This window comes from Microbacterium sp. bgisy189 (assembly GCF_057707225.1).
Genome location: NZ_JBYIPT010000003.1, coordinates 242,056 through 267,571 on the forward strand (window position 1 = coordinate 242,056; position 25,516 = coordinate 267,571).

Below are 25,516 nucleotides of genomic sequence, written 5' to 3' on the forward strand. Positions count from 1 at the left end.
GTGTGCTCCTTCGCGTCACCGGGAGATGTGGAAGTTGAAGACGTTCGTGTCGAAGTGGTTGTAGTCCTCGTAGTCGATGAGGTCGTACAGGTCGGCACGGTGCTGCATCTGGTCCAGCTGCGAGGTCAGGTGCCCCTCTTCGGTCAGCGTATCGAGCGCACGCCCGGTCGCACCCATCGCGATCCGCAGCATCGACACCGGCCAGATGACGATGTTCACGCCCGCATCGCGCAGTTGGGAGGTGGAGAACAGGTCGCTCTTGCCGAACTCGGTCATGTTCGCCAGGATCGGCACGTCGAGGGCGGATGCCATCGCCTCGAACTCTTCGAGGGTGCGCATCGCCTCGGGAAAGACGGCGTCGGCCCCCGCGTCGACGAGCGCCTTCGCGCGGTCGACTGCGGCATCCATACCCTCTGCCGCACGGATGTCGGTGCGCGCCATGATCAGGAAGTTCGGGTCGCGGCGGGCGTCGACGGCGGCGCGGATGCGCTTGACGGCGGTGTCTTCGTCGACGACGGCCTTGCCGTCGAGGTGCCCGCACCGCTTCGGGTTGACCTGGTCCTCGATGTGCGTGCCGGCAAGGCCCGCGTCTTCGAGGGTCTGGATCGTACGGGCGACGTTCATCGGCTCGCCGAACCCGGTGTCGGCGTCGATGATCGCCGGCAGCTCGGTCATGCGCGCGATCTGCTGCCCGCGGCCAGCGACCTCGGTGAGGGTGGTGAGGCCGATGTCGGGCAGCCCCAGGTCGGCCGACAGCACGGCACCCGAGATGTAGACGCCCTCGAAGCCCTTGCGTTCGATGAGCCGCGCCGACAGCGGGTTGAACGCGCCGGGAAACCGCAGCAGCTCACCCGAGGCGAGCCGCTCGCGGAACAGGCGCCGCTTCTCGGCCGCCGGGGTCTGGCTGTACAGCATCAGAACAGGCCCTTCGGGGCGGGGGCGGATGCCAGCACACCCGCCTTCGCGACGATGTTCAGCTCACGCACCTCGGCGGCGGTCAGTTCGGGCAGGCGCTGGACGAGTTCGAGGAACCGCTCGATCTCGGCCGGCTCGAGCACGGAATCGGCGAGTAGCCGGAACTTGCGGATGTAGTCCTCGCGGGCGAAGGGACGGGCACCGAGCGGGTGGGCGTCGGCGACGGCGATCTCGTCGACGACCGTCGAACCGTCGGTCAGTGAGATCTCGACGCGACCGCCGAAGGCCTTCTCGTTCGGGTCTTCGGAGTGGTAGCGGCGCGTCCACTCGGCATCCTCTGCCGTGGTCACCTTGTGCCACAGCGCGACGGTGTCTTCGCGGCCGGCGCGCTCGGGGGTGTACGAGTCGACGTGGTGCCAGCCGCCGTCCTGCAGCGCGACGGCGAAGATGTACGGGATCGAGTGGTCGAGCGTCTCGCGCGAGGCGGTCGGGTCGTACTTCTGCGGGTCGTTCGCGCCCGAGCCGATCACGTAGTGGGTGTGGTGGCTGGTGTGCAGCACGATCTTCTCGATGTTCGCGGGGTCTGCCAGCTCGGGCCGCTCACCGTGCAGCTTGCGGGCCAGGTCGATCCACGCCTGCGCCTGGTACTCGGCGGAGTGCTCCTTCGTGTACGAGTCGAGGATGCCGCGCTTGGACTCCCCCGCCGCCGGCAGCGGCACGTCGTACGAGGCATCCTTGCCGTCGAGCATCCAGGCGATGACGCCGTCTTCGCCTTCGTAGATGGGGCTCGGCGAGGTCTCGCCGCGCATGGCACGGTCGACGGCTTCGACGGCCATCTTGCCGGCGAAGGCGGGGGCGTGCGCCTTCCAGGTGGAGATCTCGCCCTTGCGCGACTGGCGGGTCGCGGTCGTGGTGTGCAGGGCCTGACCGACGGCCTGGTAGATCGTGTCGACGTCGAGACCGAGGAGTGTGCCGATGCCGGCAGCGGCCGACGGGCCGAGGTGGGCGACATGGTCGATCTTGTGCTTGTGCAGGCAGATGGCACGCACGAGGTCGATCTGGATCTCCCAGCCGGTCGCGAGTCCGCGCACGAGCGCGGCGCCGTCGGCACCGGTGTGCTGGGCGACCGCGAGGATCGGCGGCACGTTGTCGGCGGGGTGGGAGTACTCCGCGGCCAGGAACGTGTCGTGGTAGTCGAGTTCGCGCACCGCGACGCCGTTGGCCCAGGCGGCCCATTCGGGGCTGGTGGTCTCGGCGTTGTCGACGCCGTAGACGGTCGCACCGGCACCTCCACGGGAGACGGGGTGGTCGAGCGCCTGCGAGCGCGCGGCGCTGACGGGTGCGCGGGTGAGGGATGCCGCCGCGACCGACGCGTTGTCGATGATGCGGTTGATGATCATGTCGACGACGTCGGCGTCGACCGCGACCGGGTCGATGGCGACCTGGGCGATCTTGTAGGCGAGCTGGTCCTCACGGGCGAGCTCTTCTTCGCTGCGGTACACGCGGACGTGGTGGGTGACGGTCATGCGGAGGCCTCCAGGGAGTCGAGGATGCTCGTCAGAGCGTTGTGCAGATGGACGTGGGTGGCGTGGGCGGCGAGGTCTGCGTCGCGGGCGGCGATCGCGGATGCGATGACGCGGTGCTCGCCGACGGATGCCGCGAGCCGGTCGGGGTTGTCGCGCGCGAGACGGCGCACCCGCACGAGGTGGGTGCGGACGTTGCGCAGCGCCTGGGTGAGGTAGTCGTTCGCGACGGCGGCGTCGAGCGCCGCATCGAAGCGGGCGATGAGTGCGTAGTAGCCGTCGGCATCCTCACCCGGCGCGATCCCTGCGAACTCCGCGGCGAGCGCGGCGAACACCGTGTCGTCCCCGCGGGCGGCGGCCAGGCGCGCGGCGGACTCTTCGAGGGCCCGGCGCACCTCGAACAGTTCGCGGATGTCGCCTGCGTCAATGTCGGTCACGACCGTGACGCGCGGGGATGCCTGTGCGACGAGGCCGTCGGCGGCGAGGCGGCCGAGCGCTTCGCGCAGCGGCGTGCGGCTGACACCGAGGCGGGTCGACTGCTCGACCTCGCCGAGCACTGTGCCGGGTGCGAGTGCGCCGGACTGGATCTCATCGAGGAGGGTGGTGTAGGCGCGGTCACCGGCTCTCATCATCGCACCTCCTCGTCGCCCTCGAACGCGCCTATTGTATACATAAAGCGCGTTCTAGTGCGACCGAGTGCGGGGCTACCCCTCTTTGGTATACAAGCGCGTCAGGCGCCCTCGGGGTCGGTCGTCCCCTCGTACAGCCCGATCGGATTGCCGTCGTGGTCGCTGATGACCGCCCACCAACTCGTCTCGGTGATCGGCGACTTCTCCATCAGCACCTCGGCACCGGCCGCCGTGGCCTTCGCGACGGTGTCGTCGATCGAGTCGACCTCGACGTACGAGCGCGGGTGGGTGAAGCCGTCGCTGCGGGGTGCGAGCCCGCCGCCGGAGATCTTGTTTGGGGCCTGCCACATCGGGTAGCCCTCGAAGCCGGGGATCTCGGCGATCTGCCACCCGAACAGGCTCGAATAGAACTCCGTCGCGCGTCCGAAGTCGCTGACCGGGATGTCGATGTGGGTGATGTCTCCGTGCGCCATGGTGCGCTCCTTCCGGTTGTGCGCCCAGTCTCACCCTCCCCTCCGACACGCACAACGGGGACGGCGATGAATGGTGCCCGTCGAGCGGGTAGCGTCGGAGGGTGACGGATCGCTATGTCGTGGCAACTGACGGCGCCTGCAAGGGCAACCCCGGGCCGGCCGGCTGGGCCTGGGTCGGCGAAGACGGCCAGTGGGCGGCGGGTTCGCTGCCGAGCGGCACGAACAACATCGGCGAACTGCTCGGACTGCTGCACGCGATCGACGACCACCGCGACGTCGAAGAACTGATCGTGCAGGCCGACTCGAAGTACGCGATCGACACCTACCAGTCGTGGATGGACGGGCACCGTCGCCGCGGCTGGAAGACCTCGACCGGCTCCCCCACGAAGAACCGCGAGATCCTCGAGCAGCTCATCGAGGTGCGCGACGCCCGCCGCGAGGCGGGGATGCCGGATGTCGTGCTCGAGCACGTCCGCGGTCACCGTGGCCACGTGCTCAACGAGTGGGCCGACGAGCGCGCCGTCCGCGCCTCCGAGCACGCCGCGGCCGGTAAGGAGAGCGCCTGGTCGTCGCTGGGCGGCACCCATCCCGTGCTCGACGTCTCCGCGGCACCGTCGAAGAAGCGCTGACGCGGAGCCTCAGCCGGTCACTGCGTCGAGGTGCTCGGCGAGGCGATCCAGGGCTGGACGTTGGCCGGCGACGAGGCATTCGCGGGCGTCGGCGAGCGGCATCCATTCGACGCGGTCGACCTCGGGGAACGACTGTCGCGTGCCAGAGCGCGGCGGCCACTCCATCTCGAACTCGCCGAACGTGGCCCCGTCGACCGTGAACCCGGCGCCATCGGCGACGAAGACCGTCACCCGCTTGCCCGACGAGTAGGCGAACGTGCCGAGCTCGGCGTAGTCGACATCGGGCGGCGTGAGGCCGAGTTCTTCGGTGAACTCTCGCTTGGCGGCATCCAGTGCGCCCTCGTCGTCAGCGTCGAGCTCGCCCTTCGGGATCGACCACGCCCCGGCATCCTTCGACGCCCAGAACGGGCCGCCCATGTGGGCGACGAGCACCTCGACGTTGCCGTCCGCAAGACGGAACAGCAGGATGCCGGCGCTCGTCACCCCCATGACATCACCGGCTCAGGCGGGACGCGCCGCCGGCGAGACCTTGTAGGTCTCTTGCGGGTCGGTGACCGCCACCGGCGACAGGGCTGCATCGATCGCGGCCATCGTGTCGGCGTCGAGCACGACGCCGGAGGCCTTCACGTTGTCTTCGAGCTGCTCGGGGCGCGAGGCGCCGACGAGCGCGGCAGCGACGTTCGGGTTCTGCAGCACCCAGGCGATCGCGAGCTGCGGCATCGAGAGCCCGGCCTCAGCGGCGATCGGCGTGAGCTTCTGCACGGCCGTGAGCACGTCGTCTTCCATGAAGCGCTTGATGAAGTTCGCGCCGCTCTTGTCGTCGGTCGCGCGCGAGCCCGCAGGCACGGGCTGACCGGGCAGGTACTTGCCGCTGAGCACGCCCTGCGCCATCGGCGACCACACGATCTGTGAAATGCCGAGCGCCTGCGAGGTGGGCACGACGGTGCCCTCGATGACCCGCCACAGGGCCGAGTACTGGGGCTGGTTCGACACGAGCTGCACGCCGAGCTCCTTGGCGAGCGCGTGGCCCTCGCGCAGCTGCTCGGCGGTCCACTCGCTCACACCGATGTAGAGCGCCTTGCCCTGTCGCACGATGTCGGCGAACGCCTGCATCGTCTCTTCGATCGGGGTCTCGTAGTCGTAGCGGTGCGCCTGGTACAGGTCGACGTAGTCGACGTTCAGCCGCTTGAGCGACCCGTGGATGCCGTCGAAGATGTGCTTGCGGCTCAGTCCCACGTCGTTCGGACCCTTGCGACCGATCGGCCAGTAGACCTTCGTGAAGATCTCGAGCGATTCGCGCGGCTGCCCGTCGAGGGCCTTGCCGAGCACGACCTCAGCCGCCGTGTTCGCGTACGTGTCGGCGGTGTCGAAGGTCGTGATGCCGAGGTCGAGCGCCTTGTGCACGGTCGCGATCGCGGCCGAGTCGTCGACCTGCGACGCGTGGGTCACCCAGTTGCCGTAGGTGATCTCCGAGACCTTGAAGCCGCTGTTGCCGAGGTAGCGATAGTTGACCATGTCTCAACGCTACCGGCGGGCGAACGACCCGGGGCCGCCTCAGGGAAGAGGCATCGCGGTCGCGGCGGCGGCATCCTCTTCGGTCGCCACGAGCTGGCCGCAGGCGCCGTCGATCTCTTTGCCGCGGGTGTCGCGGAGGGTCGTCGGGATGCCGGCGTCGTTGAGCCTGCGGACGAACTCGTTCTGCACGTCGACCTCGGAGGCCGTCCAGATCGACCCCGGTGTCGGGTTCAGCGGAATCGGGTTGACGTGCACCCAGCCACGGCCGCGCGCATTGAGCTTGTCTGCGAGCAGGTCGGCGCGCCAGGCGTGGTCGTTCATGTCTTTGATGAGGGCGTACTCGATCGACACCCGGCGGCCGGTCTTGTCGAAGTACGCACGGGCGGCATCGAGCGCCTCGTCGACCTTCCAGCGCGAGTTCACCGGAATGAGCTCGTCGCGCAGCGTGTCGTCGGGTGCATGCAGCGACAGCGCGAACGTCACCGGGATCTCTTCGTCGGCGAGCTTGCGGATCGCCGGCACGAGACCCACCGTCGAGACCGTGATGCCGCGCGCGCTCATGCCGATGCCGTGGTCCTTGTCGACCATGACGCGGACGGCCTGCATGAGGCGGGCGTAGTTCGCGAGCGGCTCACCCATGCCCATGAACACGATGTTCGTGACGCGCTCATCGGCGTGACCGACCTTGCGCGGATCCTTCAAGCCGCCGTCGCGGATGAGGCGGTTGGCGGCGATGACCTGCGCGACGATCTCGGCGGCCGACATGTTGCGGGTGAGGCCCGCCTGGCCGGTGGCGCAGAACGGACAGTTCATGCCGCAGCCGGCCTGGCTCGACACGCACAGTGTGATGCGGCCCGTGTAGCGCATGAGCACCGACTCGACGAGCGCGCCGTCGTGCAGCTTCCACAGGAACTTGATCGTGTCGCCGCGGTCGGTCTCCAGGCGCCGCACCTCGGTGAGCAGCGGCGGCAGCAGGCCCGCAACGAGCTCCTCACGACCGGCGGCGGGCAGGTCGGTCATCGTGGCCGGGTCGTCGGTGTAGTGCGTGAACCAGTGCTTCTCGAGCTGCTTGGCGCGGAACCCCGGCATCCCGAGCTCCTTCACCTTCTCGACGCGCTGTTCCGACGTCAGGTCGGCCAGGTGCACCGGCGGCTTGCCGCGCTTCGGGCTCGCGAATTGCAGCAGCGGACGCCCCTCGGCATCCTTCGCCTGCGTCCACCCCTCAGTCCGAGGGCGCACCTGCGGCGCGCTCGAGGCCGCGGGCGCCGTGGCGGGGCGCGCCTGGCGCGGCTTGGTGGCGCGCACGGGAGTGGATTCGGTCATGCATCCAGGGTAGAGCCCCACCGCTGGGCGGATGCCGAGCCGCGGCGCGGCGAATACGGGACGCGTGTTGCCGTGTCGCCGTGCCTGATGCGACAGCACGCGTCCTCTCTTGGCCGGTCAGCGCACAGCCGCGGCGGGGGAGGATGGATGCGTGAGTTCACCGGCATTCGCGCAGCGCATCGTGTTCATCGACGTCGACGGGACGATCCTCGAGCACGGCTCGGTCATCGCGCCTTCGACCGTGGCGGCCATCCGCTCGGCCCGCGCGGCGGGGCACCGCGTGTATCTGTGCACGGGGCGCGCCGACGGCGACATCCACCCCGACGTGCGGGCGATCGGCGTCGACGGCGCGATCACCAACGGCGGGGCGTTCGCGACCGACGGCGACGACCTCGTCGTGTCGAAACCCATGCCGAGGGATGCCGCCGAGCATCTGGTCGCCTACTTCGGGCAGCACGGCCTGCACTACTTCTTGCAGACGCACGAGGCCGTGTTCGCCAGCGCGGGCATCCGCGCGTTCGCCGCCGACTTCTTGGCCCATCGCCGTGCGCAGCACGCCGCCGACATGCAGAAGCTCGGCATCACCGACGACGTCGCGGTCGCCGTGCTCGACGCGAAGTACCGGCCCGTCGAGGAGGCCGACCTCGACGCCGTCGCGAAAGCCGTCTTCATCAGCACCGCCTCCGACAGCCTCGACATCGCCCAGCGCGACCTCGGCGACCGTTACCTCGTGATCCCCGGAAGCATGCCGCTCCCCGGCGGCTCCAACGGCGAGATCAGTGTGCTCGGCACCGACAAGGGCAGTGGCATTCGCGGGATGCTCACCCACCTGGGGGCCGACGCCGCCGACACGATCGGCATCGGCGACAGCTGGAACGACCGCGAGATGTTCGACGTCGTGGGCACATCGGTCGCGATGGGGCAGGCCGACCCTGCGCTGCGGGAGCGCGCCGACATGGTCACGACGGCCGTCCTCGACGACGGCGTCTGGAACGCTTTCGTGCGCCTCGGCCTCATCGACGGCTGAGCGCGCGGGCGGTACCGTGGCGCCATGCACGCCGCGGAGCAGGCTGAGCTCGACGAGCTTCGCCGCCGTGCCTACGCCGACGACGCGGCGCTGACCGCGGCCGATGTCGCGCGCCTGCGTGCGCTCGAAGAGATGGCCCACCGGGAGCGCGAAGCCGTCGCCGCGGCTGCGCGGACGCTTGCGCGACCCGCGGCCGACTTCACTGAACCGCCGGAGGTCTTCGCTGAACCGCCACCCGTACCGGAGCCCGAGCCCAAGCCCACCGAATCCGTCGACGCGCAGGCCGCTTCCGCCCCGTCTCCGCTGCGGTCCTCGCCGAAGCGTCGTCGCCGTGCCGTGTGGACTGCGATCGTCGCCGTCGTCCTCGCGGTCGCCATCGGGTTCTTCGTGCTGAGACTCGTCGACACGGCATCCGGCACGCTCACCGAGACCACGACGCGCGAGGCCTACAGTCTCGCCCACTCCGGCGGCGAGGTGCTGCAGCGCATACCCGTCGAACACGGCTGGCAAGACGTCGACGTTGCGGACGGTGCGCTCGTGCCGAGATTTCCGACGAGCGGCGAGATCAGGGTCGCCCGACACCTCGCGACGCTGTACGGCTGGAACGTGTGGATTGCGGATGCCGACGGCGCCCTGCAGCCGGAGCAGTGCATCGTCATCGAACGCGACGGCGATGCGCGCGGGCGGTGCGTCGTCGCGGTGCTGCGCGGTGAGAGCGCCCTCGTCGCGACACTGCCGTATGAGCTCATCCCCGAAGCCGAACGACCCGAGGGCATGACCGTCGACGAACGGCTCGGCTTCTGGTGGACCGGCGACGCGTCGGTGTACGTCATCCGGGCGCCGATCGTGCAGTAGGCGCCTTCAGCGCGGCAGGAGTCGTTCGACGAGGGCGTCGGCGGCCGCCTCGATGTCGCGGTCCGGGTCGATGCGCACGGTCAGGGCATCGAGCACGAGACCGTCGATCGCGTAGTGGAGCAGAGCGATCTCGTCGGCCCCGCCGGGCAGCCCGGCCGCGGCATTGAAGGCGACGTCGGCGGCGAAACCGGCCCGGAACCACGCGCCCAGTCGCTCGGCGACGGCGGGGCGGCGGGCTGCTTCGAGCCGCAGTTCGATGAGCGCGAGCGTGACGTCGGGCGCCGCGAGCAGTCGGCGCACGATGTCGCGGGTGTAGTCGGCGAACAGGGCGCGGTCTGGCGAACGCTCGGCGAGGGCGGCGTGCACGGCGGGATCGGGCGTCAGCCGCTCACCGATACGCGTGACGAGGGCGTCGATCAGCGCATCGCGTGAGGCGAAGTAGTTCGACGCCGTGCCCTTCGGGACGTCGGCCGCGGCATCCACTGCCCGGTGGGTGAGCCCGCGAGCACCCTCGGTCGCGAGCACCCGCAGCCCGGCATCGGCGAGCGCGGTACGCCGGTCGTCGTTCTTCGCCATACCGCCACCATGGCATAACCACGACACATGTTGTACTCTCAAGAACCACTACATCTGTCGTGAATGGGAGAGTCCATGCGAAAGCTCGTCTACTACGTCGCCGTCAGCCTCGACGGCTTCATCGCCGGCCCCGGGCACCAGTTCGACGCGTTCCTCGCCGAGGGCGACCACGCCACGGTGCTGTTCGGGGAGTTCGGCGACGCCATCCCGAGCGAGTTCCGAAAGGCGGTCGGGCTGCCCGACACCCCGCAGCGGTTCGACACCGTCGTCATGGGCTGGAACACCTATCTGCCGGGCCTGGATGCCGGCTTCCCCAGCCCCTACGCACATCTGCGCCAGGTGATCGCGAGCCGTTCCGCGCGCGACGTGCCCGACGAGATCGAGCTCACCGACGATCCCCTCACGACCGTGCGGGCACTGAAGGCGGAGGACGGCCTCGACATCTACCTGGCGGGCGGTGGCGATCTCGCCGGTCAGCTCATCGACGAAATCGACGAACTCGTCATCAAGCGCAACCCGATGGCGTTCGGCACCGGCATCCCGCTGTTCGGTCACCACCCCTATCGGGTCGTGCCGTTCGCGCACGAGCGCACCCGCACGTTCGAGTCGGGTGTCGTGATCAGCGAGTACGCGCGCGGGTGATCAGTCCAAAAAGATGTCGGGGTACAGCTCGTTGTCGGGGGTGCCCGGGGTCGCGGCGTAGCCCGAGAAGTCGGTGACGCCGGAGGCCGCCAGCACGTCCTCGACGATGAGCGTCTGGCCGGTGTACGACGCGGCCGGCTGCAGCAGCACCTGGTAGGCGGCGTCGGCGTAGATCTCGGGCGTGCGGCTGACCTTCATCATCCGGTCGCCGCCGAGCGCGAACTGCACGGCGGCGGTCGCGATGGTCGTCGCCGGCCACAGCGTGTTGGCCGCGATGCCGTCCTTCGCGAATTCGGCGGCCATGCCGAGCGTCGCCATCGACATGCCGTACTTCGCCATCGTGTAGCCGGTGTGCGCACCGAGCCACTTCGGCGAGAGGTTCAACGGCGGCGAGAGGGAGAGGATGTGGGGGTTCTCGGCATCCTTCAGGATCGGCGCGGCAGCCCGCGAGAGCATGAACGTGCCACGCACGTTGACGTCCTGCATGAGGTCGTACTTCTTCGCGGCGAGGTCGAGCGAACCCGACAGGTCGATGACGGAGGCGTTGTTGACGACGATGTCGATGCCACCGAACTCACCCTGGGTCGTCAGCACGGCCTCGGTGATGTCGTCGTCGTTGCGCACGTCGCCGACGATCGGCAGCGCCTGACCACCGGCCGCGCGGATCTGCTCGGCCGCGGACTGCACGGTGCCCTCGAGCTTCGGGTGCGGGGTGTCGGTCTTGGCGAGCAGCGCGACGTTGGCGCCGTCGCGCGCGGCGCGCAGGGCGATCGCGAGGCCGATGCCGCGGCTGCCGCCCGACATCAGGATGGTCTTGCCGGCGAGGGACATGGTGCCTCCAGGTTGGACGTAGGGGGTCAGCGGGCGGACTTGCGGGATGCCGCGGCGAAAGCGGCGACGCGCACCTTCGACGCGTCGGTGCCGAAGGCGGCGCCGATCGTGCGCGCCTCGTCGGCGAGGTTGTCGGCGAAGGAGCGTTCGGCGCCGGTGCGGACGAGGCGCTTGGCCTGCCCGAATGCGGCGGTCGCGTTCTCGAGCCAGAACGCGGCGACCTCTGCGGTGCGCGCGGCGGGGTCGTCGGAGACCTCGTTGACGAGCCCCCAGTCCAGCGCGGTGTCGGCGTCGATCGTGACGTCTTGCAGCAGCATCCGCAGCGCACGGCGCTCCCCGATTGCGGCGGGCAGCAGGGTCGAGACGCCGAGGTCGGGGGTGAGGCCGATGTTGGCGTACTTGCTGACGAACTTCGCCTGCGGCGCGGCGACGATGTAGTCGGCGGCGAGCATGAGCCCGAGGCCACCGCCGGCGACCGCGCCCTGCACGGCCGCGACGATCGGCTTGTCGGAGGTGACGAACGTGCGGATGCCGTCGTGGATCGTGTGCGCCATCTCGGTGATCGCGTCGCCACCGGCACCCGACGAGGCCATCGCGACGACGTCGCCGCCGGCGCAGAACGCGGGGCCCGCGGCATCCAGGATGATCGCTCCGACGGAAGGGTCGGCGGTCAGCTCGTGCGCGAGGTCGCGCCAGCGGGTGCCCATCTCGAAGTCCATCGCGTTCAGGAACGCGGGACGGTTGAAGGTGAGCCGCGCGAGGGCGCCGTCGCGCTGCAGCAGGATCGTGTCGCTCATGGGTTCCTTACTTCGGGGCCATGCGGATTGCGCCGTCCATGCGGATCGTCTCGCCGTTGAGGTAGCCGTTGTCGATGATGTGCAGGGCCAGCGACGCGTACTCGTCGGGGCGGCCGAGGCGTGCCGGGTAGGGCACCTGCTCGCCGAGGGAGGCCTGCGCCGCTTCGGGGAGCCCCGCGAGCATGGGGGTCTCCATGATGCCGGGGGCGATCGTGCAGACGCGGATGCCGTAGCGGGCCAGTTCGCGGGCGATCGGCAGTGTCATGGCGTGCACGCCACCCTTGCTGGCCGAGTAGGCGGGCTGGCCGATCTGTCCGTCGAACGCGGCGACGGAGGCGGTGTTGATGATGACACCGCGGTCGCCGGATGCCGTCGGCTCGGTCTGCGCGATGGCGGCGGAGGCCTGTGCGATGACGTTGTAGGTGCCGATGAGGTTGATGCGGATGATCTTCTCGAACCCGGCGAGCGGCGACGGGGTGCCGTCACGGTCGAGCACCTTTGCGGGCGGGGCGATGCCGGCGCAGTTGACGACGACACGCAGCGGACCGGCCGCGGTGGCTGCCTGCACGGCGGCGGCGACCTGGTCAGCGTCGGTCACGTCTGCGGGCGCGAACGTGCCGCCGAGCTCGGCGGCGATGTCGGCGCCGGCCGAGGTCGGCAGGTCGACGATCACGACGTGCGCACCGGCATCCGCGAGCCGTCGCGCGGTGGCGAGACCCAGGCCGCTGGCACCGCCCGTGACGAGGGCGGACGCTCCTGCGATGTCCATTGCGTTCTCCTTCGAACTGGTCCTGCGTCCCACCATACGCGGCACTGCGTGCCAGTCGCGAACCGGGACGCGTCCAGGCTACCGGCGGCCGCTCGCGCGCGGCAGACTGTTCGGGATGGATCTCCGGCTGCGACGCGTGTACAACGAGCCCGCCCCCGACGATGGGTTCCGGGCGCTCGCATGAGCATTCCGGCGGCCGATCTCGACGTCCCGGCGACGGTGCGGGCGCTCGCCGGCGGCGCGGCGCTCACGCCGGTGTGGCGCAACGAGCTCGGCGGCGTGACCTTTCGCGCCGACGACGGCCGGCACATCAAATACGGACCCCGCAACACCGAGACCTCGATGGCCGACGAGGCGGAACGGCTGCGGTGGGCGGGCCGGTTCACACGGGTGCCGCAGGTGCTGGATGCTGGTGCCGACGCGACCCACGAATGGCTCGTGACAGCGACCCTCGACGGACGCTCTGCGGTGGATCCGCGCTGGATCGCCGAGCCCGCCGTCGCGGTGCGCGCGGTCGGCGAAGGGCTGCGGGCGCTGCACGATGCGCTCCCCGTCGCGGACTGCCCGTTCGATTGGGGCGTACCGGGTCGCATCCGGAACGCGGCAGCCCGCGGCATCCGTGTCGACGTGCGCCGGCACGAGACGCCGCCGATCGACCGCCTCGTCGTTTGCCACGGGGATGCGTGCTGCCCCAACACGCTGGTCGGCGACGACGGCCGGTGGTCCGCCCACGTCGACCTCGGCGCGTTGGGCGTCGCCGACCGCTGGGCCGACATCGCGGTCGCGTCGATGAGCACCGAGTGGAACTACGGCCCCGGCTGGGAGGACGAGCTCATCGCCGCATACGGCGTCGAGCCCGATCGGGAGCGCCTCTCCTTCTACCGCGACCTCTGGAACGCGACATGAGCTACCCGCAGATGTTCGACGACGACGATCCGCTGCCGCGGCATCGGCACGAGCTGGCGGAAAAGGGGACGCATGTTGTCGTCGCGGCGCGCTCGAAGCGACGATACGCGTCCCCCTTTTCAGGGACCGCGGCTCCAGGGACGGCGACTCCAGGGACGGCGGCTCCGGGGACGGCGGCTCCAGGGACGGCGGCGTCAGGACCAGACGAAGCGGAACAACCCGACGGCGACGGCGGTACCGAGGGCCACGGCGACGATCGCGAGCGCGCCGACGACGGCGACGGCGTCGCGCGACGTGAGCCGTGACCGGCGAAGCCAGGTACGCTCCCCCGGCGCCCCGAACCCGCGGGCCTCCATCGCCATCGACAGTTTCGTGCCGCGACGCACGGCGAACACCAGCAGCACGAACGCCATCGAGAAAAACCTGCGCAGCGCGCCGCGATCGCCCACGCCACGCGCGCGACGTGCGAGGGTCATCGACCGCCAGTCGTCGACGAACAGCCCGAGCGTGCGGGTGCCGGCGAGCACCCCCAACACGAAGTTCGTGGGCAGGCGCACGATCTGCGCCAACGCTGCCGCGAGCTCGTTCGGGTCGACGCGACCAAACAGCAGCACGGTCGGCACCGCGAGGGCGAGCACCCGGATGCCGACGGCCACCGCAGTCGCGATCGAGGCGTCGCTGATCGTAGCCAGCCCGAACGTCCAGTACACCTCGCCGCCGGGCTTGCCGTACAGCAGCACGCTCATCCCGGCGATCGGTGCGACCAGCAGCACGGGCAGGAGTCGTCGCAGCACCGTCGACAGGCGCAGGCCCGTCAGCGGCAGGCACAGCAGTTGGAGCACGACCGCGAGGATGCCGCTGACCACGTCGATCGAGGCGAACAGCGGCAGCGACAGCAGCACGGCCAGCAGCAGTCTGGTGGCGGGGTTCACGCCGTCGAGCCACGCGGTGCGGGTGACGGCCGGCTCGGTGCGCTGCAGCACGCTCATGCTGCGACCTCCCCGGCGTGCGGCAGCGACAGCTCGATGCGGTGGCCGCCCAGATGACTCTCCACGTCGGCGTCGTGCGTGACGGCGATCACCGTGCCGCCGCCGGCGATCTGCTCCTGCAGCAGCTGCACGAGTTCGATCCACCCGCGACGGTCCTGCCCGAAGGTGGGCTCGTCGAGGACGAGGACCGGCGGCGCCGTCGCGAGCGCCGTCCCTACCGACAGCCGCCGCTTCTGGCCCCCCGAGAGGGTGAACGGATTCGCGCGCGCCAATGGTGCCAGGTGCAGGCGCTCGAGCAGCTCGTCAACGATCGCCATCCGCGCCAAGTCGAAGCCCGCAGCGCGCGGGCCGACGGCGAGCTCGTCGCGCACCGTCTTGGCCAGGAATTGGTGCTCGGGGTCTTGGAAGACCACGCCGATCCGACTGAGGAGCTCGCGTGAGGTCCACTTCGCCGGGCGACGACCCTTGCGACCGGCGAGCGCCGGCGCGGCCTCGACGACGCCGCGAAGCTCCGGCAGCAGCCCGGCGAGCGTCAGCGCGAGCGTCGACTTTCCACTGCCGTTCACGCCGGTGATGACCGTGGCGGCCCCGCTCGGCACCGCCAGGCCGAGGCGAGTCTGCACCGCATTGCGCCCGTCGCGCGAGACGGCGAGCCCGCGCGCCCGGAGCACATCGCTGCCACCGCCACCCCGCGGCAATGCCGGAAGGTCGATGGCGCGACCGGGCACCCACACACCCGCGGCGGCGAGTGCGACGCCGTGCGAGGTGAAGACCTCGGCGGGCGGGCCGTCCGCGAGCAGTCCGCCCTCGGCATCCAGCACGATGACCCGGTCCATGAGGTCGACCCACACGTCGGTGCGGTGCTCGATCACGATCAGGGTCGCACCTCGACCGGCGACTGCCCGTTCGACCGCGCGCCGGACTTCGCCGACACCGGCCGGATCGAGGTTCGCCGTCGGCTCGTCGAGCAGCAGAAGTCCCGGCTGCATCGCGAGGATGCCGGCGATCGCGAGCCGCTGCTTCTGCCCGCCGGAGAGGTGCTTCGTCGGGCGATCGCGGGGTACGTCAAGACCGACGGCGTCGAGGGCGGCAGCGACGCGGCTCGGGATCTCGCTCGGCGGGACGCCCAAGTTCTCGCAGCCGAACGCGACGTCGTCGCCGACCGTGGACAGCACGACGCCGGCGTCTGGGTCTTGCAGCACGAGGCCCACCTGCCCGCGGCAGGCATCGGGCGCCTGGCCGTCCAGGCGGATCTCGCCGGTGGTCTCCCCCTCGTCGGCGCCGCCGAGCAGGCCTGCGAGACCGGCGAGCAGCGTCGACTTGCCCGCACCCGAGGCGCCGAGCAGCAGCACACGCTCACCCGGCTCGATCGTGAAGGTCACATCGGTCACGGCCGCGGCGCGCCGGCCGGCGTAGCGCCACCCCCAGCCCGACGCCGTGACACGTGTCGGACGGTGCACGCTCAGACCTCGGTGCGGGCTTCGCGTCCGGCGGCGAAGCGACTCAGCGCGCCGGTCGCCGCCAGCGCCCGAACCAGCAGCCAGCCGACGATGCCGGCGAGCACGATGCCCGAGGCGACCGCGACGCCGAGGTAGATGAGGTTGTATTCGAGGGTCTTGAGGATGTTCGGCGTCGTTCCGTAGAACAGCTCGAGCACCACTGCGCCGAGTGCCGCGCCGACACCGGCGAGGATCGAGACCGGCAGCGTGAAGCGACGGTAGAAGAAGGCGAGGAAGACCAGTTCGGCGCCGAGCCCCTGCGCCAGGCCCGACATGATCGTGCCGACGCCCCACTGGTTGCCGAGCAGCGCTGAGACGGTCGCCGCGACGAGCTCGACGAACAGCGCCGCGCCGGGCTTGCGGATCACGAGCCCGCCCACGACGCCGCCGAGCAGCCAGATGCCGAGCGCGACGCCGCCGAGGCCCGGGGTGAGTGCATCCATCGCACCCCACCAGGCGTACCCGACGGTGTTCCAGCCCGAGAAGACCAGACCGATCGCGACACCCAGGACGCTCGCGACGATGATGTCGACGGGGCGCCACGCGAAGCGATTCGCGGTGGCAGAACGGACGGTGGTGGACGACGCGGACGCGTGCATATCTACTCCTCCCTGCGCCGGCATGACCCGGATCAGGTTCGACGGTCGAAGCGTGGTTCGCTTCCTCTCAGCCCGGCTCACCGGACTCCCGTGGTTGTCGCGTCGAGTATAGCGCCGACGGTCACGGTAGTTTTGTCGCGTGGATGATGCGCGCGACCCCGACGGCGCACCTCGCAACCCCTCGACCGGCACGACGGCGCTCGCGTGGGTGGACGAGGAACGCATCATGTCGGGCGCCCAGCCCACCGTGCCCGCTCGCGGACGCGCGCCCGACCTGCTGGCCCGTCGGCCGCGACGACGGATCCCACCCACGTTCTTCCTCGTGCCGATCGCGACGGTGCTTGTGCTGGCCTGCGCGTACACCGGCGCAGCACTGCTGTGGCCGCTGCACAACGTGCAGCCCACCGTGACGGCGGCCGAGATCGCGACCGTGGCGGCACCCGAGACCGCCGTCAGCTGGCCGGAGAACGGCAGCGCCGCGGTCGGGGTCGACGGGCTGGAGACGGTCGCGGCATCCGATGACGAGGCCGTGCCGATGGCGAGCATCACGAAGCTCGTGACCGCACTCATGGTGCTCGACGAGACGCCGCTCGAGGTTGGCGAGCAGGGTCCCGAGCGCGAGATCACGTGGGCCGATCGCTACCGCTACTGGGAGTACCTTGCGCGCGGCGAGTCGGCGCTCGACGTGCCCGTCGACGGCACCCTCACGACCTACCAGCTGCTGCAGGGCATGCTCATGGGCTCCGCGGGCAACTACGCCGAGCTGCTGACCGCCGACACCTGGCCGACGGATGCCGAGTTCTCCGCCGCCGCGACCGAGTGGCTCGACGCCAACGGCCTGAACGACATCGTCGTGGTCGACCCGAGTGGCATCAGCCAGGAGAACGTTGCGACACCTGCCGCGCTCATCGACCTCGGCGAAGCCGCCCTCGACAATCCGGTACTCGCCGAGATCGTCGCCACCGAATCGGTGGAGCTGCCCGGCGCCGGCGAGGTCGAGAACACGAACGAACTGCTCGACGACGGCGCGGTGGGGCTCAAGACCGGCACCCTGTACGGCGACTACAACCTGCTCGCGGCCCGCGACATCGACGCCACCGACGCGGTCGTCACCGTCTACGCCGTCGTGCTCGGCCAGATCGGCAACGACGCCCGCTTCGACGAAGCGGAGCGGCTGCTCGATGAGGTCGTCGCCGAAGCCGAGACCCCGGTCACCCTTCCTGCGGGAACGGTCGCCGGTTCTGTGACGACCCTCTGGGGCGACTCAGCAGACATCGTCACCACCGAAGACGTGTCGGTGCTCGCGTGGAACGGCGCGTCTGCGGCATCCACCCCTGCGCTCGACCTGGGCGAGGCGGCGGCCGATCGCGAGGACGGCGACCCGGCCGGGACCGTGTCATTCGAGGGTCCGGTGAACGCGCAGACGGCACCGCTTGCGCTCACGGCGACGATCACCGACCCCGACGGGTGGTGGCGACTCACCCACCCGCTCGAGCTGTTCGGGCTGGGGTGAGTGCCGGGGTGCAGTTGAGCGCCGGCTCCCGGCATCCTTCGAGCGCACGGTTCGGCGCGCGTTCGGGAGGGGAACGGCGTTCGGGAGGGCCGCGGCGGCGGCGATCAGCCTCCCGAGTGCAGAGTTCCTCCCGAGCGCGCGGCGCCAGGGGCTAGAAAGGCCAAATCACCGGCACGTACAGCACCGCGACGGCGAGGAACCCGACCGTGAGCGGGGCCCCGAGGCGCCAGTAGTCGCCGAAGCGGTAGCCGCCGGGCTGCATGACCATCACGTTGGCGGGCGTGGCGACCGGGGTGAGGAAGGCCGCCGCCCCGGCGACGGTGAGGGCCATCATGAACGGCTGGATGCTGACGTCCAGCGTGGCGGCGATCGCCACCGCGATGGGGGCGACCACCAGCACGGTGGCGACATTGGAGATGAACTGCCCGAGCACCATCGTCAGCACGCACAGCACCAGCAGCGCGAGGTGCGGCGACGCGCGGCCGATGAGGGCGAGCACGCCGTCGGCGACGAGGTCCGCGGCTCCCGTGGAGGTGAAGGCGGCCGACAGTGCCATCATGCCGGCGATGAGGATGACGGTGGTCCACGAGATCGCGCGGTAGGTCTGCGGCACCGTCAGCACGCGGGTGACGATCAGCGCACCGGCGGCGAGCAGTCCCGCCACCGCCGGGGGCACGAGCCCGGTCGCCAGCAGCACGACCATGACGCCGAGGATCACGAGGGCTCGGCGGGCACCGCGGCCGAGCGGGACCGCCCGCTGCAGCGCCTGCGGCGAGGTGACGGCGATCACGTCGGGCGAGGCGGTGTAGCGGGTGAGCGACTCCCAGGGGCCCTGCACGAGGAGGGCGTCGCCGGCCTGCAGGGTGAGGGCACCGGCGATGTCGCGGGCGGGATGCGCCGGGTCGGGCGCCTCGGCGCCGCGGCGCACCGCGAGGATGACGATGCTCTCGTCGCTGGTGGTCATGCCCGCGCAGACGGTGGTGCCGATGAGGGCCGAGCGCGGTGCGACCAGCACCTCGGCCGCGCCGTCGCGTGCGCCGAACAGCACCCCGGTGTCGAGGCTCACCGCGTAGCTCTCCCGCAGGGCGCGGGCGTGCGCGCGGGGGTCGGGCGCGACGTCGGCGACCCGGTCGGGCACCCGGTCCGGCAGCAGCCGGTCGCCACCCAGCACGACGACCAGCACCGTGAGGGCGACCAGCGGGATGCCGGCGAGGGCGAACTCGAAGAACCCGAAGGCGCGACCGCCGGCCGCGGCGGCGGCATCCGAGACGACGATGTTCACGGGCGTGCCGGTGAGGGTGAGCAGCGACCCCGCGCTCGCGGCGAAGGCGAGCGGGATCAGCAGCTTCGACGGGACGAGGCCGGCACGCACGGCGACCACGACGACCACGGGGAGCAGGGCCGCGACGGCGCCGTTGATGCTGATGAACGCCGACAGTGCGGCGGCGAGCAGGGCGATGATGGCGGTGAGCCGCCGCCGGTCGGTGCCGGCCCGGCTGATCACCTGGTGACCCGCCCAGGCCGTCACGCCCGTGGCATCCAGCGCCTCGCTCACGACGAACAGGGACGCGATGAACAGCACCGTCGGATCGCCGAATCCGGCGAGCGCCTGCGCGAGGGTGAGCGTGCCCGTCGCCCACAGCGCCAGGACGACGCCGACCGCGATCACCGCGAGCGGCACGCGGTTGCTGACGAACGCGAAGATCGCCAGCCCCAGCACGATGAAAGTCCACACCGCGGGGTCCATGGTCCCACCCTAGTGACCCCGGGCGGGGTCACCCGACCCCACCCCACTGTCACCCCATCTCCGCCCGTGTCCATAGTCCAAGCCCGTGAACAACTGCGGGCCTGACACCCGACACGCCGGGCCGACGACCGGATGCGGCGGCGTGTCGCCCCGCATCCCCGCAGTTGTGCACAACCCGGACGGCAGGGGCGGCAAGAGGGTGGCGGCGGCGGGGAGGCCCGGTCAGGCGAACTGCACGACCTGCTGCAGACGGGTGCGGATGTCGAAGAGTTCGTTGCCGCCGATGTCGCGGGCGCCGGCGACGCCGCGGCGCAACACGGTCGACAGCGCCGACTGCGCGACGACCGCGACCGGCACACCCTTGACCTTGCCGAGTTCTTCGATCGCCGTGGCGATGTCGTCGTCGGGCACCACGACGATGACACCGCTGAACTTCACACGGGCGAAGCGCGCCATCGCGCGAGTGCGTGCGACGAGGGTCGCCACCGGTGTGCCGTCGACGCCGTCGCCGATGATCTCACCGCGGCGCAGCCGGATCGGCCCACCGACGTCTTCTGACAGCAGCCCGTAGAGCCCGCTCGGGCCGAGCACGATGTGATCGAGCTTCGCGTCGGGGTCTCGGGGGTCGACGGCGACGTCGTGCCAGACCGTGTAGCCCATGCCGAGTTCGCCGACGATGCGTGCCGTCGCCTCCTCGGCGATCGCGTCTGCCAGCAGCCGCCGAATCTCGCGGGGCGCACGCCGCACGAGCGCCGGGTCGTAGGGGTTCTCGAGCGTCGTGCCGCGACCGCTCCACTCGCGCATGAGGGTGAGGTACCGCTCGCGACGCCAGCCGCCGGGCTGACCGAACGAGCGGGCGCGCGGGCGGGTGTCGTTCGGCGCGTGCGGTGGGCGCCACTGCGGGGTGTCGGGCTCGTACGATGCGCCGAACCCGTGCCCACGGTCGTAGGCGGCACGGGCCTCGGGCGTGCCGACGAGCTCCCACGCCCGTTGCACCTGCACGAACAGCGCCGCGTCACCGCCGGTGTCGGGATGGGTCTGACGCAGCCGCAGCCGGTAGGCGCGGCGCAGCTCCTCGTCGGAGGCGTCGGGCGCGACGGTGAGCACCTCGTAGGCCGACGCCGACAGGGGACTGTCGAACACGCGTCAGCTCCAGAGCGGGGTCGAGGGCGTCGCGGCGAGCGCTTCGGCGCCGAGTCCGTCGGGCAGGTCGTCGACGGATGCCGGCTGCCATGCCGGGTTGCGATCCTTGTCGACCAGCTGCGCGCGGATCCCTTCGACGAGGTCGGGCCGGCTCGTCGCGAACCACATGACGAGGCCGTACTCCTGCTCGAGCGCGGCGCGCAGGTTCGGCAGGTCGCGGGCAGCGCGGACGGCGGCGAGGGTCACGGCAAGACCCGTCGGCGACAGCTCGCGCAGGGTCTGGGCGGCGGCGTGCGCCTCGGGTTCGCTGCGTGCGTCGAGCCGGGCGATGATCTCGGCGACGGAGTCGGCGGCGAACGCGTCGTCGATCCACGCACGCTGCGCGATGAGCCGCGACGGTTCGGGCGTCTCGTCGAACAGCAGCACGAGCTCGGTCGGCGTCTGCGGGTCGGCGCGGGTCACGAGCGCGTCGCGCAGGTCGTCGAGCCGATCCGACGGCACCATGTGGTCGGCGAATCCGGTGGCGATCGCATCGGCGGCATCCATCGTCGCCCCCGTCAGCGCGAGGTACTCCCCCAGGCGGCCCGGTGCATGTGCGAGCAGCCAGGTGCCGCCGACATCGGGGGTGAATCCGATGCGGGTCTCGGGCATGGCGAGCTTCGAACGCTCGGTCACGACACGGACGGCGGCGTGCCCGGCCAGGCCGATGCCACCACCCATCGTGATGCCGTCGGCGAAGACGACCACCGGCTTCGGATACTCGGCGATGCGCGCGTTGAGTGCGTACTCGGCCCGGAAGAACTCGCCGGTCTGGTCTGCCCGCCCATCGACGATGAGGTCGTAGAGGCCACGCACATCTCCCCCGGCGCACAGTCCCCGGTCGCCGGCGCCGTCGAGCAGCACGATCTGCACGTCAGCGTCATGCTCCCAGCGATCGAGCGCAGCGGCGAGGTCTCGGATCATGCCGAGGTCGAGCGCGTTGATGGCCTTGGGCCTGTCAAGCGTGAGCCTGCCGACGCTCCCCTCGGTGCGGACCATGACCTGGGACGACGGGGGCGCACTGCTCATTCCGTCATTATCCCCTGCGGCGTTGCTGGCGGCGCGGACGGGTCTCGTCCGTCAGGATGGTGAGGACCGCCCGACGACGAGAGGCCGCGCAATGCCCGAGGGACACGTCCTTCGCTTCACCGACGTCACCAAGCGATTCGGCGCCATCACGGCCGTCGACGGGCTCACCGCCGAGGTGCAGCCGGGCGTGGTGACCGGCTTCCTCGGTCCGAACGGCGCCGGCAAGACGACGAGCCTGCGCATTCTGCTCGGGCTCGTGCGCGCAACATCGGGCAGCGCCACGATCGGCGGACAGCGCTACGCCGACCTGCGGTTTCCGCTGCAGTCGGTCGGGGCAGCCCTCGAAGCCTCGAGCTTTCACCCCGGACGCACCGCGGCGAACCACCTCACGGTGTACGCGCAGGCCGCCGGCATCGCACGCTCGCGGGTCGACGAGGTGCTCGGACAGGTCGGGCTCGCCGATGCCGCCGGGCGCAAGGTGGGCGGCTTCTCGCTCGGCATGCGCCAACGCCTCGGCCTCGCCTACACGCTGCTGGGCGACCCCGGCGTGCTCGTGCTCGACGAACCGTCGAACGGGCTCGACCCCGAAGGCATCAAATGGATGCGGGGGTTCCTGCGGCAGCTGGCGTCGGAGGGCCGCACCGTGCTCGTCTCGTCGCACATCCTCGCCGAAATCCAGCAGTCGGTCGACGCCCTGCTGATCATCAGTCGTGGCCGCCTCGTCTTTCAGGGTGCGCTGCACGAACTGACGGATGCCGACGAATTCGCGACCGTCGTCGACGCGCCCGACCGCGCGGCCCTGATCACGGCGCTGACCGACGCCGACCTGTCGCACGATGCGATGCGCTCAGGGCTCACGGTGCACGGCGCCGACACCGCCACGGTCGGTGCGGTCGCGGCGGCCGCCGGGGTCGCGCTGTCGACGCTGCAGCGTCGCGGTCCGGCGCTGGAGGAGGTGTTCCTCGACCTCGTCAACGGCGTCCGTGTGCACGCGTCGGTGCACGCCGATGCCGGTGCCGAGGCCGATGGCGGAGATCAGGAGGCCGCACCCGCGCTGCGCACCGACGACGCCGCCACCGAGCCCGCGGCGACCCCGGCATCCGAACCTGCCGCAACGGCGGATGCCGGCACCGCAGCGCCCGCCGAACTCGAGCCCGCGGCGCCCACGGCCCGGACCGCCGCGCCGGGTGCCGCGCACGACGAGCCCTATGAGCCGGCCATCACCGAGGCTATCTTCGTGATCCCGCCCGACTTCGACGACAACGACGAAGGGGGACGAGCATGAGCCTCGCACGTGCGACCCGGTCTGAGCTGACGAAGCAGTTCACGACGTCGATGTGGTGGATTCTCGCGGTCGTGCTCGTCGTGTACATCGGGCCGACCGCGGCGGGTCTTGCCGCCGTGTTCGCGTTGAACGTCGACGGGTCGCTGGACCAGGCCGGCGGCGGCATGCCGCCGCTGCCCGCCGACATGCTGCCGGCGATGGTCTACAGCCTCGCGACCGCGATCGGCTATGTCTTCCCCCTGCTGATCGGCACGCTGCTGGTGACGGGCGAGTTCCGTCACCTCACGCTCACCCCGACGTTCCTCGCCGTGCCGCGGCGCGGCATCGCGCTCGGCGGCAAGCTGCTCGCCGGTGTCGTCATGGGGGCGCTGTACGGCGTGATCTCCGTCGTCATCACCGTCGGACCCGGCGCGGCGCTCCTGGCCGCATTCGGCGTCGACCCGCTGCTGGGCGAAACCGAGACGTGGGCGATGATCGGGCGGATGCTGCTGGCCATGATCATCTGGGTGATCGTCGGCTTCGGCATCGGAACCCTCGTGCGCAACCAGGTCGCCGCGGTCGTGGGCGTGATCGCCTTCACACAGTTCTTGGAACCGATCCTGCGGATGATCGGTGGGTTCGTCGACGGCGTGTCCGAGGCGACCCAGTATCTGCCGGGCGCCGCCTCCGACGCGCTCGTCGGCGCGAGCATCTTCACCGGCCTCACCGGTGCGACCACAGACGTCGCGGCCCTCGAGTGGTGGATCGGCGGCCTCGTGCTGCTCGGCTACGGCGTCGTGCTCGTCGTACTCGGCCACCTGGTGAGCTGGCGGCGCGACGTCAACTGACGCCGGTCACGCGGCAGGCCCGGTCACGCCGTCGCGGGTCGCGGTGCCGGTGCCGGTGCCGGCGACGGGCGGTGCACCGGAACAGCCCCCGTCGCGAGCGAGACCACATCGGTCGGCTCCCCTGCGGCATCGACCCGCAGGGCTTGCACGAGTGCGAGGCCGTGGCGGGTCGACAGCACGAGACGCGAGAACTCCGCATCCTCGGCCATGTCGATGACGACAGCTGGGCGGCCGCGTCGGACGATCACGAAGTCCGACCCGGCGGCCGACTTCCACGTGCCCATCGCGAGCACGCCCCGCAGGTGCGTGCCGGGGCTCGCGACGCCGCGCAGCCACGTCCACGCATCGTCGACGAGCTGCACCTTTCGGATGCCGGAGCGTTCGACGTGCACGTCGCCTCGGTGCAGCGACAGGGCGCGCTCGGTCACCGAGAGCCGCACTTCGAGTCGGGTCGAGTCGAGCAGCAAGGTGACCATGGCCCTCAGTCTGCCAGCGTCGGCCTCACGAGACGGTCACCGTGCGGCAACGATCCGGTGTCAGATCGCGAATTCGTCGCTCGCGTGGGGCAACGCGAAGCGCGAGACCGCTTCGATGAGCCCGTCGACGGTCTGTTCACGGGCAATGACCTTGATGCCCAGGCCCGCCTTGCGGGCGTCTTTCGCGGTACGCGGGCCGATCGCCGCGATGACGGTCTCGGTGGGAATCTCGGGGAACTGCGCGTGGACCTGTTCGGCGACCGAGCCGCTCGTGACGAGGATCGCGTTGATGCGACCTGAGCGGACGTCTTCGGCGATGCGCTCGGTCGCGGGCACGCCGACGGTGCGGTAGGCGACGACGCTGCGCACATCGTGCCCGGCCTCGCTGAGTTTTCGGGTGAGCACGGGCTTGGCGATCTCGCTGCGCAGCGTGAGGATGCGGCGGGGCTCGGACTCGAGCGCGATGAGCTGCGCAGCCATGCCCGCGGCGGAGTTGTCGTCTTCGGGCACCAGATCGACGCGGTATCCGACGGCGGTGAGCGCGGCGGCCGTGGTCTCACCGACGGCGGCGATCTGCGTGGATGCGGGGATCACGGCCCGGTAGGCGTAGAGCACGTCGACAGTGGTCGCGCTGGTGACGGTCAGCCAGTCGAAGGCGCCTGCGGCGAGGTCGGCGAGCGACTGCTCGAGCGTCGCCTGATCACGAGACGGTGCGAAGTTGATGAGCGGTGCGATGACGGGCGTCGCTCCCTGCGCACGCAGGGTCGCCGCCACACCGTCACCCCAGGGGCCGCCGCGGGGCACCAGGACGCGCCAGCCTTTGAGGGGCTTGGCCTTCTGGTCCGAAGCGAGGGGCTTTGTGTTCATGGGTCGACTCTCGTGATGCTGCATCATCGGTCGCCCGGCGTTCGAGCAACCGATGCACGCCCTCCCCACTCGTCACCGGGGCGACGAGGTGCG

General features: G+C 70.7%; 27 protein-coding genes and 1 riboswitch. Of the genes, 8 read left to right on the forward strand and 19 right to left on the reverse strand.

Annotation, left to right across the window (positions count from 1 at the left end):
* Positions 1–15: 15 nt before the first annotated feature.
* The 4 genes from prpB to AC3ENX_RS06415 form a co-directional block, all read right to left on the reverse strand.
* Positions 16–915: a methylisocitrate lyase gene (gene prpB, locus AC3ENX_RS06400; protein WP_434811030.1), complete on the reverse strand. Its 900-nt coding sequence runs from the start codon at positions 913–915 to the stop codon at positions 16–18.
* A complete protein-coding gene (locus tag AC3ENX_RS06405) occupies positions 915–2,441 on the reverse strand; it encodes an MmgE/PrpD family protein (RefSeq protein WP_434811031.1) in 1,527 nt (508 codons plus the stop codon). The genes prpB and AC3ENX_RS06405 overlap by 1 nt, the downstream gene beginning before the upstream one ends.
* Entirely contained in the window at positions 2,438–3,067 is a 630-nt protein-coding gene (locus tag AC3ENX_RS06410; RefSeq protein WP_434811145.1) for a GntR family transcriptional regulator, read from the reverse strand. Before AC3ENX_RS06410 ends, AC3ENX_RS06405 begins: the two co-directional genes overlap by 4 nt.
* Positions 3,068–3,168: 101 nt before the next feature.
* A complete protein-coding gene (locus tag AC3ENX_RS06415; protein WP_434811032.1) occupies positions 3,169–3,540 on the reverse strand; it encodes a VOC family protein in 372 nt (123 codons plus the stop codon).
* 101 nt (positions 3,541–3,641) lie between these two features.
* On the opposite strand from AC3ENX_RS06415, the gene AC3ENX_RS06420 reads away from it, so the two are divergent.
* Positions 3,642–4,169: a ribonuclease H family protein gene (locus AC3ENX_RS06420; protein ID WP_434811033.1), complete on the forward strand. Its 528-nt coding sequence runs from the start codon at positions 3,642–3,644 to the stop codon at positions 4,167–4,169.
* A gap of 9 nt (positions 4,170–4,178) precedes the next feature.
* Here the strand turns inward: AC3ENX_RS06420 and AC3ENX_RS06425 are convergent, their stop codons facing one another.
* From AC3ENX_RS06425 to rlmN, 3 genes are read right to left on the reverse strand one after another with little or no spacing between them, the layout of a single operon-like run.
* Complete coding sequence (locus AC3ENX_RS06425) at positions 4,179–4,658, reverse strand: NUDIX hydrolase (protein ID WP_434811034.1); 480 nt, start codon at positions 4,656–4,658, stop codon at positions 4,179–4,181.
* A 12-nt stretch (positions 4,659–4,670) separates the two neighbouring features.
* The gene (locus AC3ENX_RS06430) at positions 4,671–5,684 is read right to left on the reverse strand and encodes an aldo/keto reductase family protein (protein WP_434811035.1); all 1,014 of its coding nucleotides are present in this window, start codon (positions 5,682–5,684) and stop codon (positions 4,671–4,673) included.
* Positions 5,685–5,723: 39 nt separating this feature from the next.
* The gene (gene rlmN / locus AC3ENX_RS06435) at positions 5,724–7,007 is read right to left on the reverse strand and encodes a dual-specificity RNA methyltransferase RlmN (protein WP_434811036.1); all 1,284 of its coding nucleotides are present in this window, start codon (positions 7,005–7,007) and stop codon (positions 5,724–5,726) included.
* Between the two features lie 151 nt (positions 7,008–7,158).
* Between rlmN and AC3ENX_RS06440 the strand changes: the two genes are divergently transcribed.
* Together AC3ENX_RS06440 and AC3ENX_RS06445 are read left to right on the forward strand one after the other, a co-directional pair.
* Positions 7,159–8,034, forward strand: a complete 876-nt coding sequence (locus AC3ENX_RS06440; protein WP_434811037.1) for a Cof-type HAD-IIB family hydrolase — start codon at positions 7,159–7,161, stop codon at positions 8,032–8,034.
* 24 nt (positions 8,035–8,058) lie between these two features.
* Positions 8,059–8,889, forward strand: coding sequence for a hypothetical protein (locus tag AC3ENX_RS06445; protein WP_434811038.1), 831 nt, complete (start codon positions 8,059–8,061; stop codon positions 8,887–8,889).
* Positions 8,890–8,895: 6 nt separating this feature from the next.
* Here AC3ENX_RS06445 and AC3ENX_RS06450 read toward each other — a convergent pair whose 3' ends face one another.
* Complete coding sequence (locus AC3ENX_RS06450) at positions 8,896–9,465, reverse strand: TetR/AcrR family transcriptional regulator (RefSeq protein WP_434811039.1); 570 nt, start codon at positions 9,463–9,465, stop codon at positions 8,896–8,898.
* Between the two features lie 75 nt (positions 9,466–9,540).
* On the opposite strand from AC3ENX_RS06450, the gene AC3ENX_RS06455 reads away from it, so the two are divergent.
* The gene (locus AC3ENX_RS06455) at positions 9,541–10,107 is read left to right on the forward strand and encodes a dihydrofolate reductase family protein (protein WP_434811040.1); all 567 of its coding nucleotides are present in this window, start codon (positions 9,541–9,543) and stop codon (positions 10,105–10,107) included.
* On the opposite strand, the gene AC3ENX_RS06460 is transcribed toward AC3ENX_RS06455, so the two are convergent.
* Genes AC3ENX_RS06460 through AC3ENX_RS06470 form a run of 3 tightly spaced genes read right to left on the reverse strand, consistent with a single transcriptional unit; the run spans position 10,108 to position 12,504 of the window.
* Complete coding sequence (locus AC3ENX_RS06460; protein WP_434811041.1) at positions 10,108–10,938, reverse strand: SDR family oxidoreductase; 831 nt, start codon at positions 10,936–10,938, stop codon at positions 10,108–10,110.
* 26 nt (positions 10,939–10,964) lie between these two features.
* Positions 10,965–11,735, reverse strand: coding sequence for an enoyl-CoA hydratase/isomerase family protein (locus tag AC3ENX_RS06465; RefSeq protein WP_434811042.1), 771 nt, complete (start codon positions 11,733–11,735; stop codon positions 10,965–10,967).
* Positions 11,736–11,742: 7 nt separating this feature from the next.
* Positions 11,743–12,504, reverse strand: coding sequence for an SDR family NAD(P)-dependent oxidoreductase (locus AC3ENX_RS06470; RefSeq protein ID WP_434811043.1), 762 nt, complete (start codon positions 12,502–12,504; stop codon positions 11,743–11,745).
* Positions 12,505–12,684: 180 nt separating this feature from the next.
* On the opposite strand from AC3ENX_RS06470, the gene AC3ENX_RS06475 reads away from it, so the two are divergent.
* Positions 12,685–13,410 (forward strand): phosphotransferase, encoded by a 726-nt coding sequence (locus AC3ENX_RS06475; protein WP_434811044.1) that lies wholly within the window; start codon positions 12,685–12,687, stop codon positions 13,408–13,410.
* Between the two features lie 194 nt (positions 13,411–13,604).
* On the opposite strand, the gene AC3ENX_RS06480 is transcribed toward AC3ENX_RS06475, so the two are convergent.
* From AC3ENX_RS06480 to AC3ENX_RS06490, 3 genes are all read right to left on the reverse strand, one after another.
* Positions 13,605–14,399: an energy-coupling factor transporter transmembrane component T family protein gene (locus AC3ENX_RS06480; RefSeq protein WP_434811045.1), complete on the reverse strand. Its 795-nt coding sequence runs from the start codon at positions 14,397–14,399 to the stop codon at positions 13,605–13,607.
* A complete protein-coding gene (locus AC3ENX_RS06485) occupies positions 14,396–15,859 on the reverse strand; it encodes an ABC transporter ATP-binding protein (RefSeq protein WP_434811046.1) in 1,464 nt (487 codons plus the stop codon). Before AC3ENX_RS06485 ends, AC3ENX_RS06480 begins: the two co-directional genes overlap by 4 nt.
* Before the next feature lie 2 nt (positions 15,860–15,861).
* Positions 15,862–16,497 carry an ECF transporter S component gene (locus AC3ENX_RS06490; RefSeq protein WP_434811047.1) on the reverse strand — a complete coding sequence of 212 codons (636 nt, stop codon included), beginning with the start codon at positions 16,495–16,497 and terminating at the stop codon, positions 15,862–15,864.
* A riboswitch (TPP riboswitch) is annotated at positions 16,488–16,599 on the reverse strand. (Overlaps the previous gene by 10 nt.)
* 37 nt (positions 16,600–16,636) lie before the next feature.
* On the opposite strand from AC3ENX_RS06490, the gene AC3ENX_RS06495 reads away from it, so the two are divergent.
* The gene (locus AC3ENX_RS06495; protein WP_434811048.1) at positions 16,637–18,010 is read left to right on the forward strand and encodes a D-alanyl-D-alanine carboxypeptidase family protein; all 1,374 of its coding nucleotides are present in this window, start codon (positions 16,637–16,639) and stop codon (positions 18,008–18,010) included.
* A gap of 151 nt (positions 18,011–18,161) precedes the next feature.
* Here the strand turns inward: AC3ENX_RS06495 and AC3ENX_RS06500 are convergent, their stop codons facing one another.
* The 3 genes from AC3ENX_RS06500 to AC3ENX_RS06510 all read right to left on the reverse strand — a co-directional run bounded on the left by AC3ENX_RS06500 (position 18,162) and on the right by AC3ENX_RS06510 (position 21,968).
* A complete protein-coding gene (locus tag AC3ENX_RS06500; RefSeq protein WP_434811049.1) occupies positions 18,162–19,757 on the reverse strand; it encodes an SLC13 family permease in 1,596 nt (531 codons plus the stop codon).
* Between the two features lie 222 nt (positions 19,758–19,979).
* Positions 19,980–20,900 (reverse strand): DnaJ domain-containing protein, encoded by a 921-nt coding sequence (locus tag AC3ENX_RS06505; RefSeq protein WP_434811050.1) that lies wholly within the window; start codon positions 20,898–20,900, stop codon positions 19,980–19,982.
* Positions 20,901–20,903: 3 nt separating this feature from the next.
* On the reverse strand, positions 20,904–21,968 hold the full coding sequence (locus AC3ENX_RS06510) for an enoyl-CoA hydratase/isomerase family protein (protein ID WP_434811051.1): 1,065 nt from the start codon (positions 21,966–21,968) through the stop codon (positions 20,904–20,906).
* A 91-nt stretch (positions 21,969–22,059) separates the two neighbouring features.
* Here AC3ENX_RS06510 and AC3ENX_RS06515 point away from each other — a divergent pair, with 91 nt between their 5' ends.
* Positions 22,060–23,253 (forward strand): ATP-binding cassette domain-containing protein, encoded by a 1,194-nt coding sequence (locus AC3ENX_RS06515; RefSeq protein WP_434811052.1) that lies wholly within the window; start codon positions 22,060–22,062, stop codon positions 23,251–23,253.
* On the forward strand, positions 23,250–24,080 hold the full coding sequence (locus tag AC3ENX_RS06520; RefSeq protein WP_434811053.1) for an ABC transporter permease: 831 nt from the start codon (positions 23,250–23,252) through the stop codon (positions 24,078–24,080). Before AC3ENX_RS06515 ends, AC3ENX_RS06520 begins: the two co-directional genes overlap by 4 nt.
* 23 nt (positions 24,081–24,103) lie before the next feature.
* Here AC3ENX_RS06520 and AC3ENX_RS06525 read toward each other — a convergent pair whose 3' ends face one another.
* Both AC3ENX_RS06525 and AC3ENX_RS06530 read right to left on the reverse strand, forming a co-directional pair.
* Positions 24,104–24,556 (reverse strand): hypothetical protein, encoded by a 453-nt coding sequence (locus AC3ENX_RS06525; RefSeq protein ID WP_434811054.1) that lies wholly within the window; start codon positions 24,554–24,556, stop codon positions 24,104–24,106.
* Between the two features lie 60 nt (positions 24,557–24,616).
* Positions 24,617–25,423: a uroporphyrinogen-III synthase gene (locus AC3ENX_RS06530; protein WP_434811055.1), complete on the reverse strand. Its 807-nt coding sequence runs from the start codon at positions 25,421–25,423 to the stop codon at positions 24,617–24,619.
* Between the last annotated feature and the right edge of the window lie 93 nt (positions 25,424–25,516).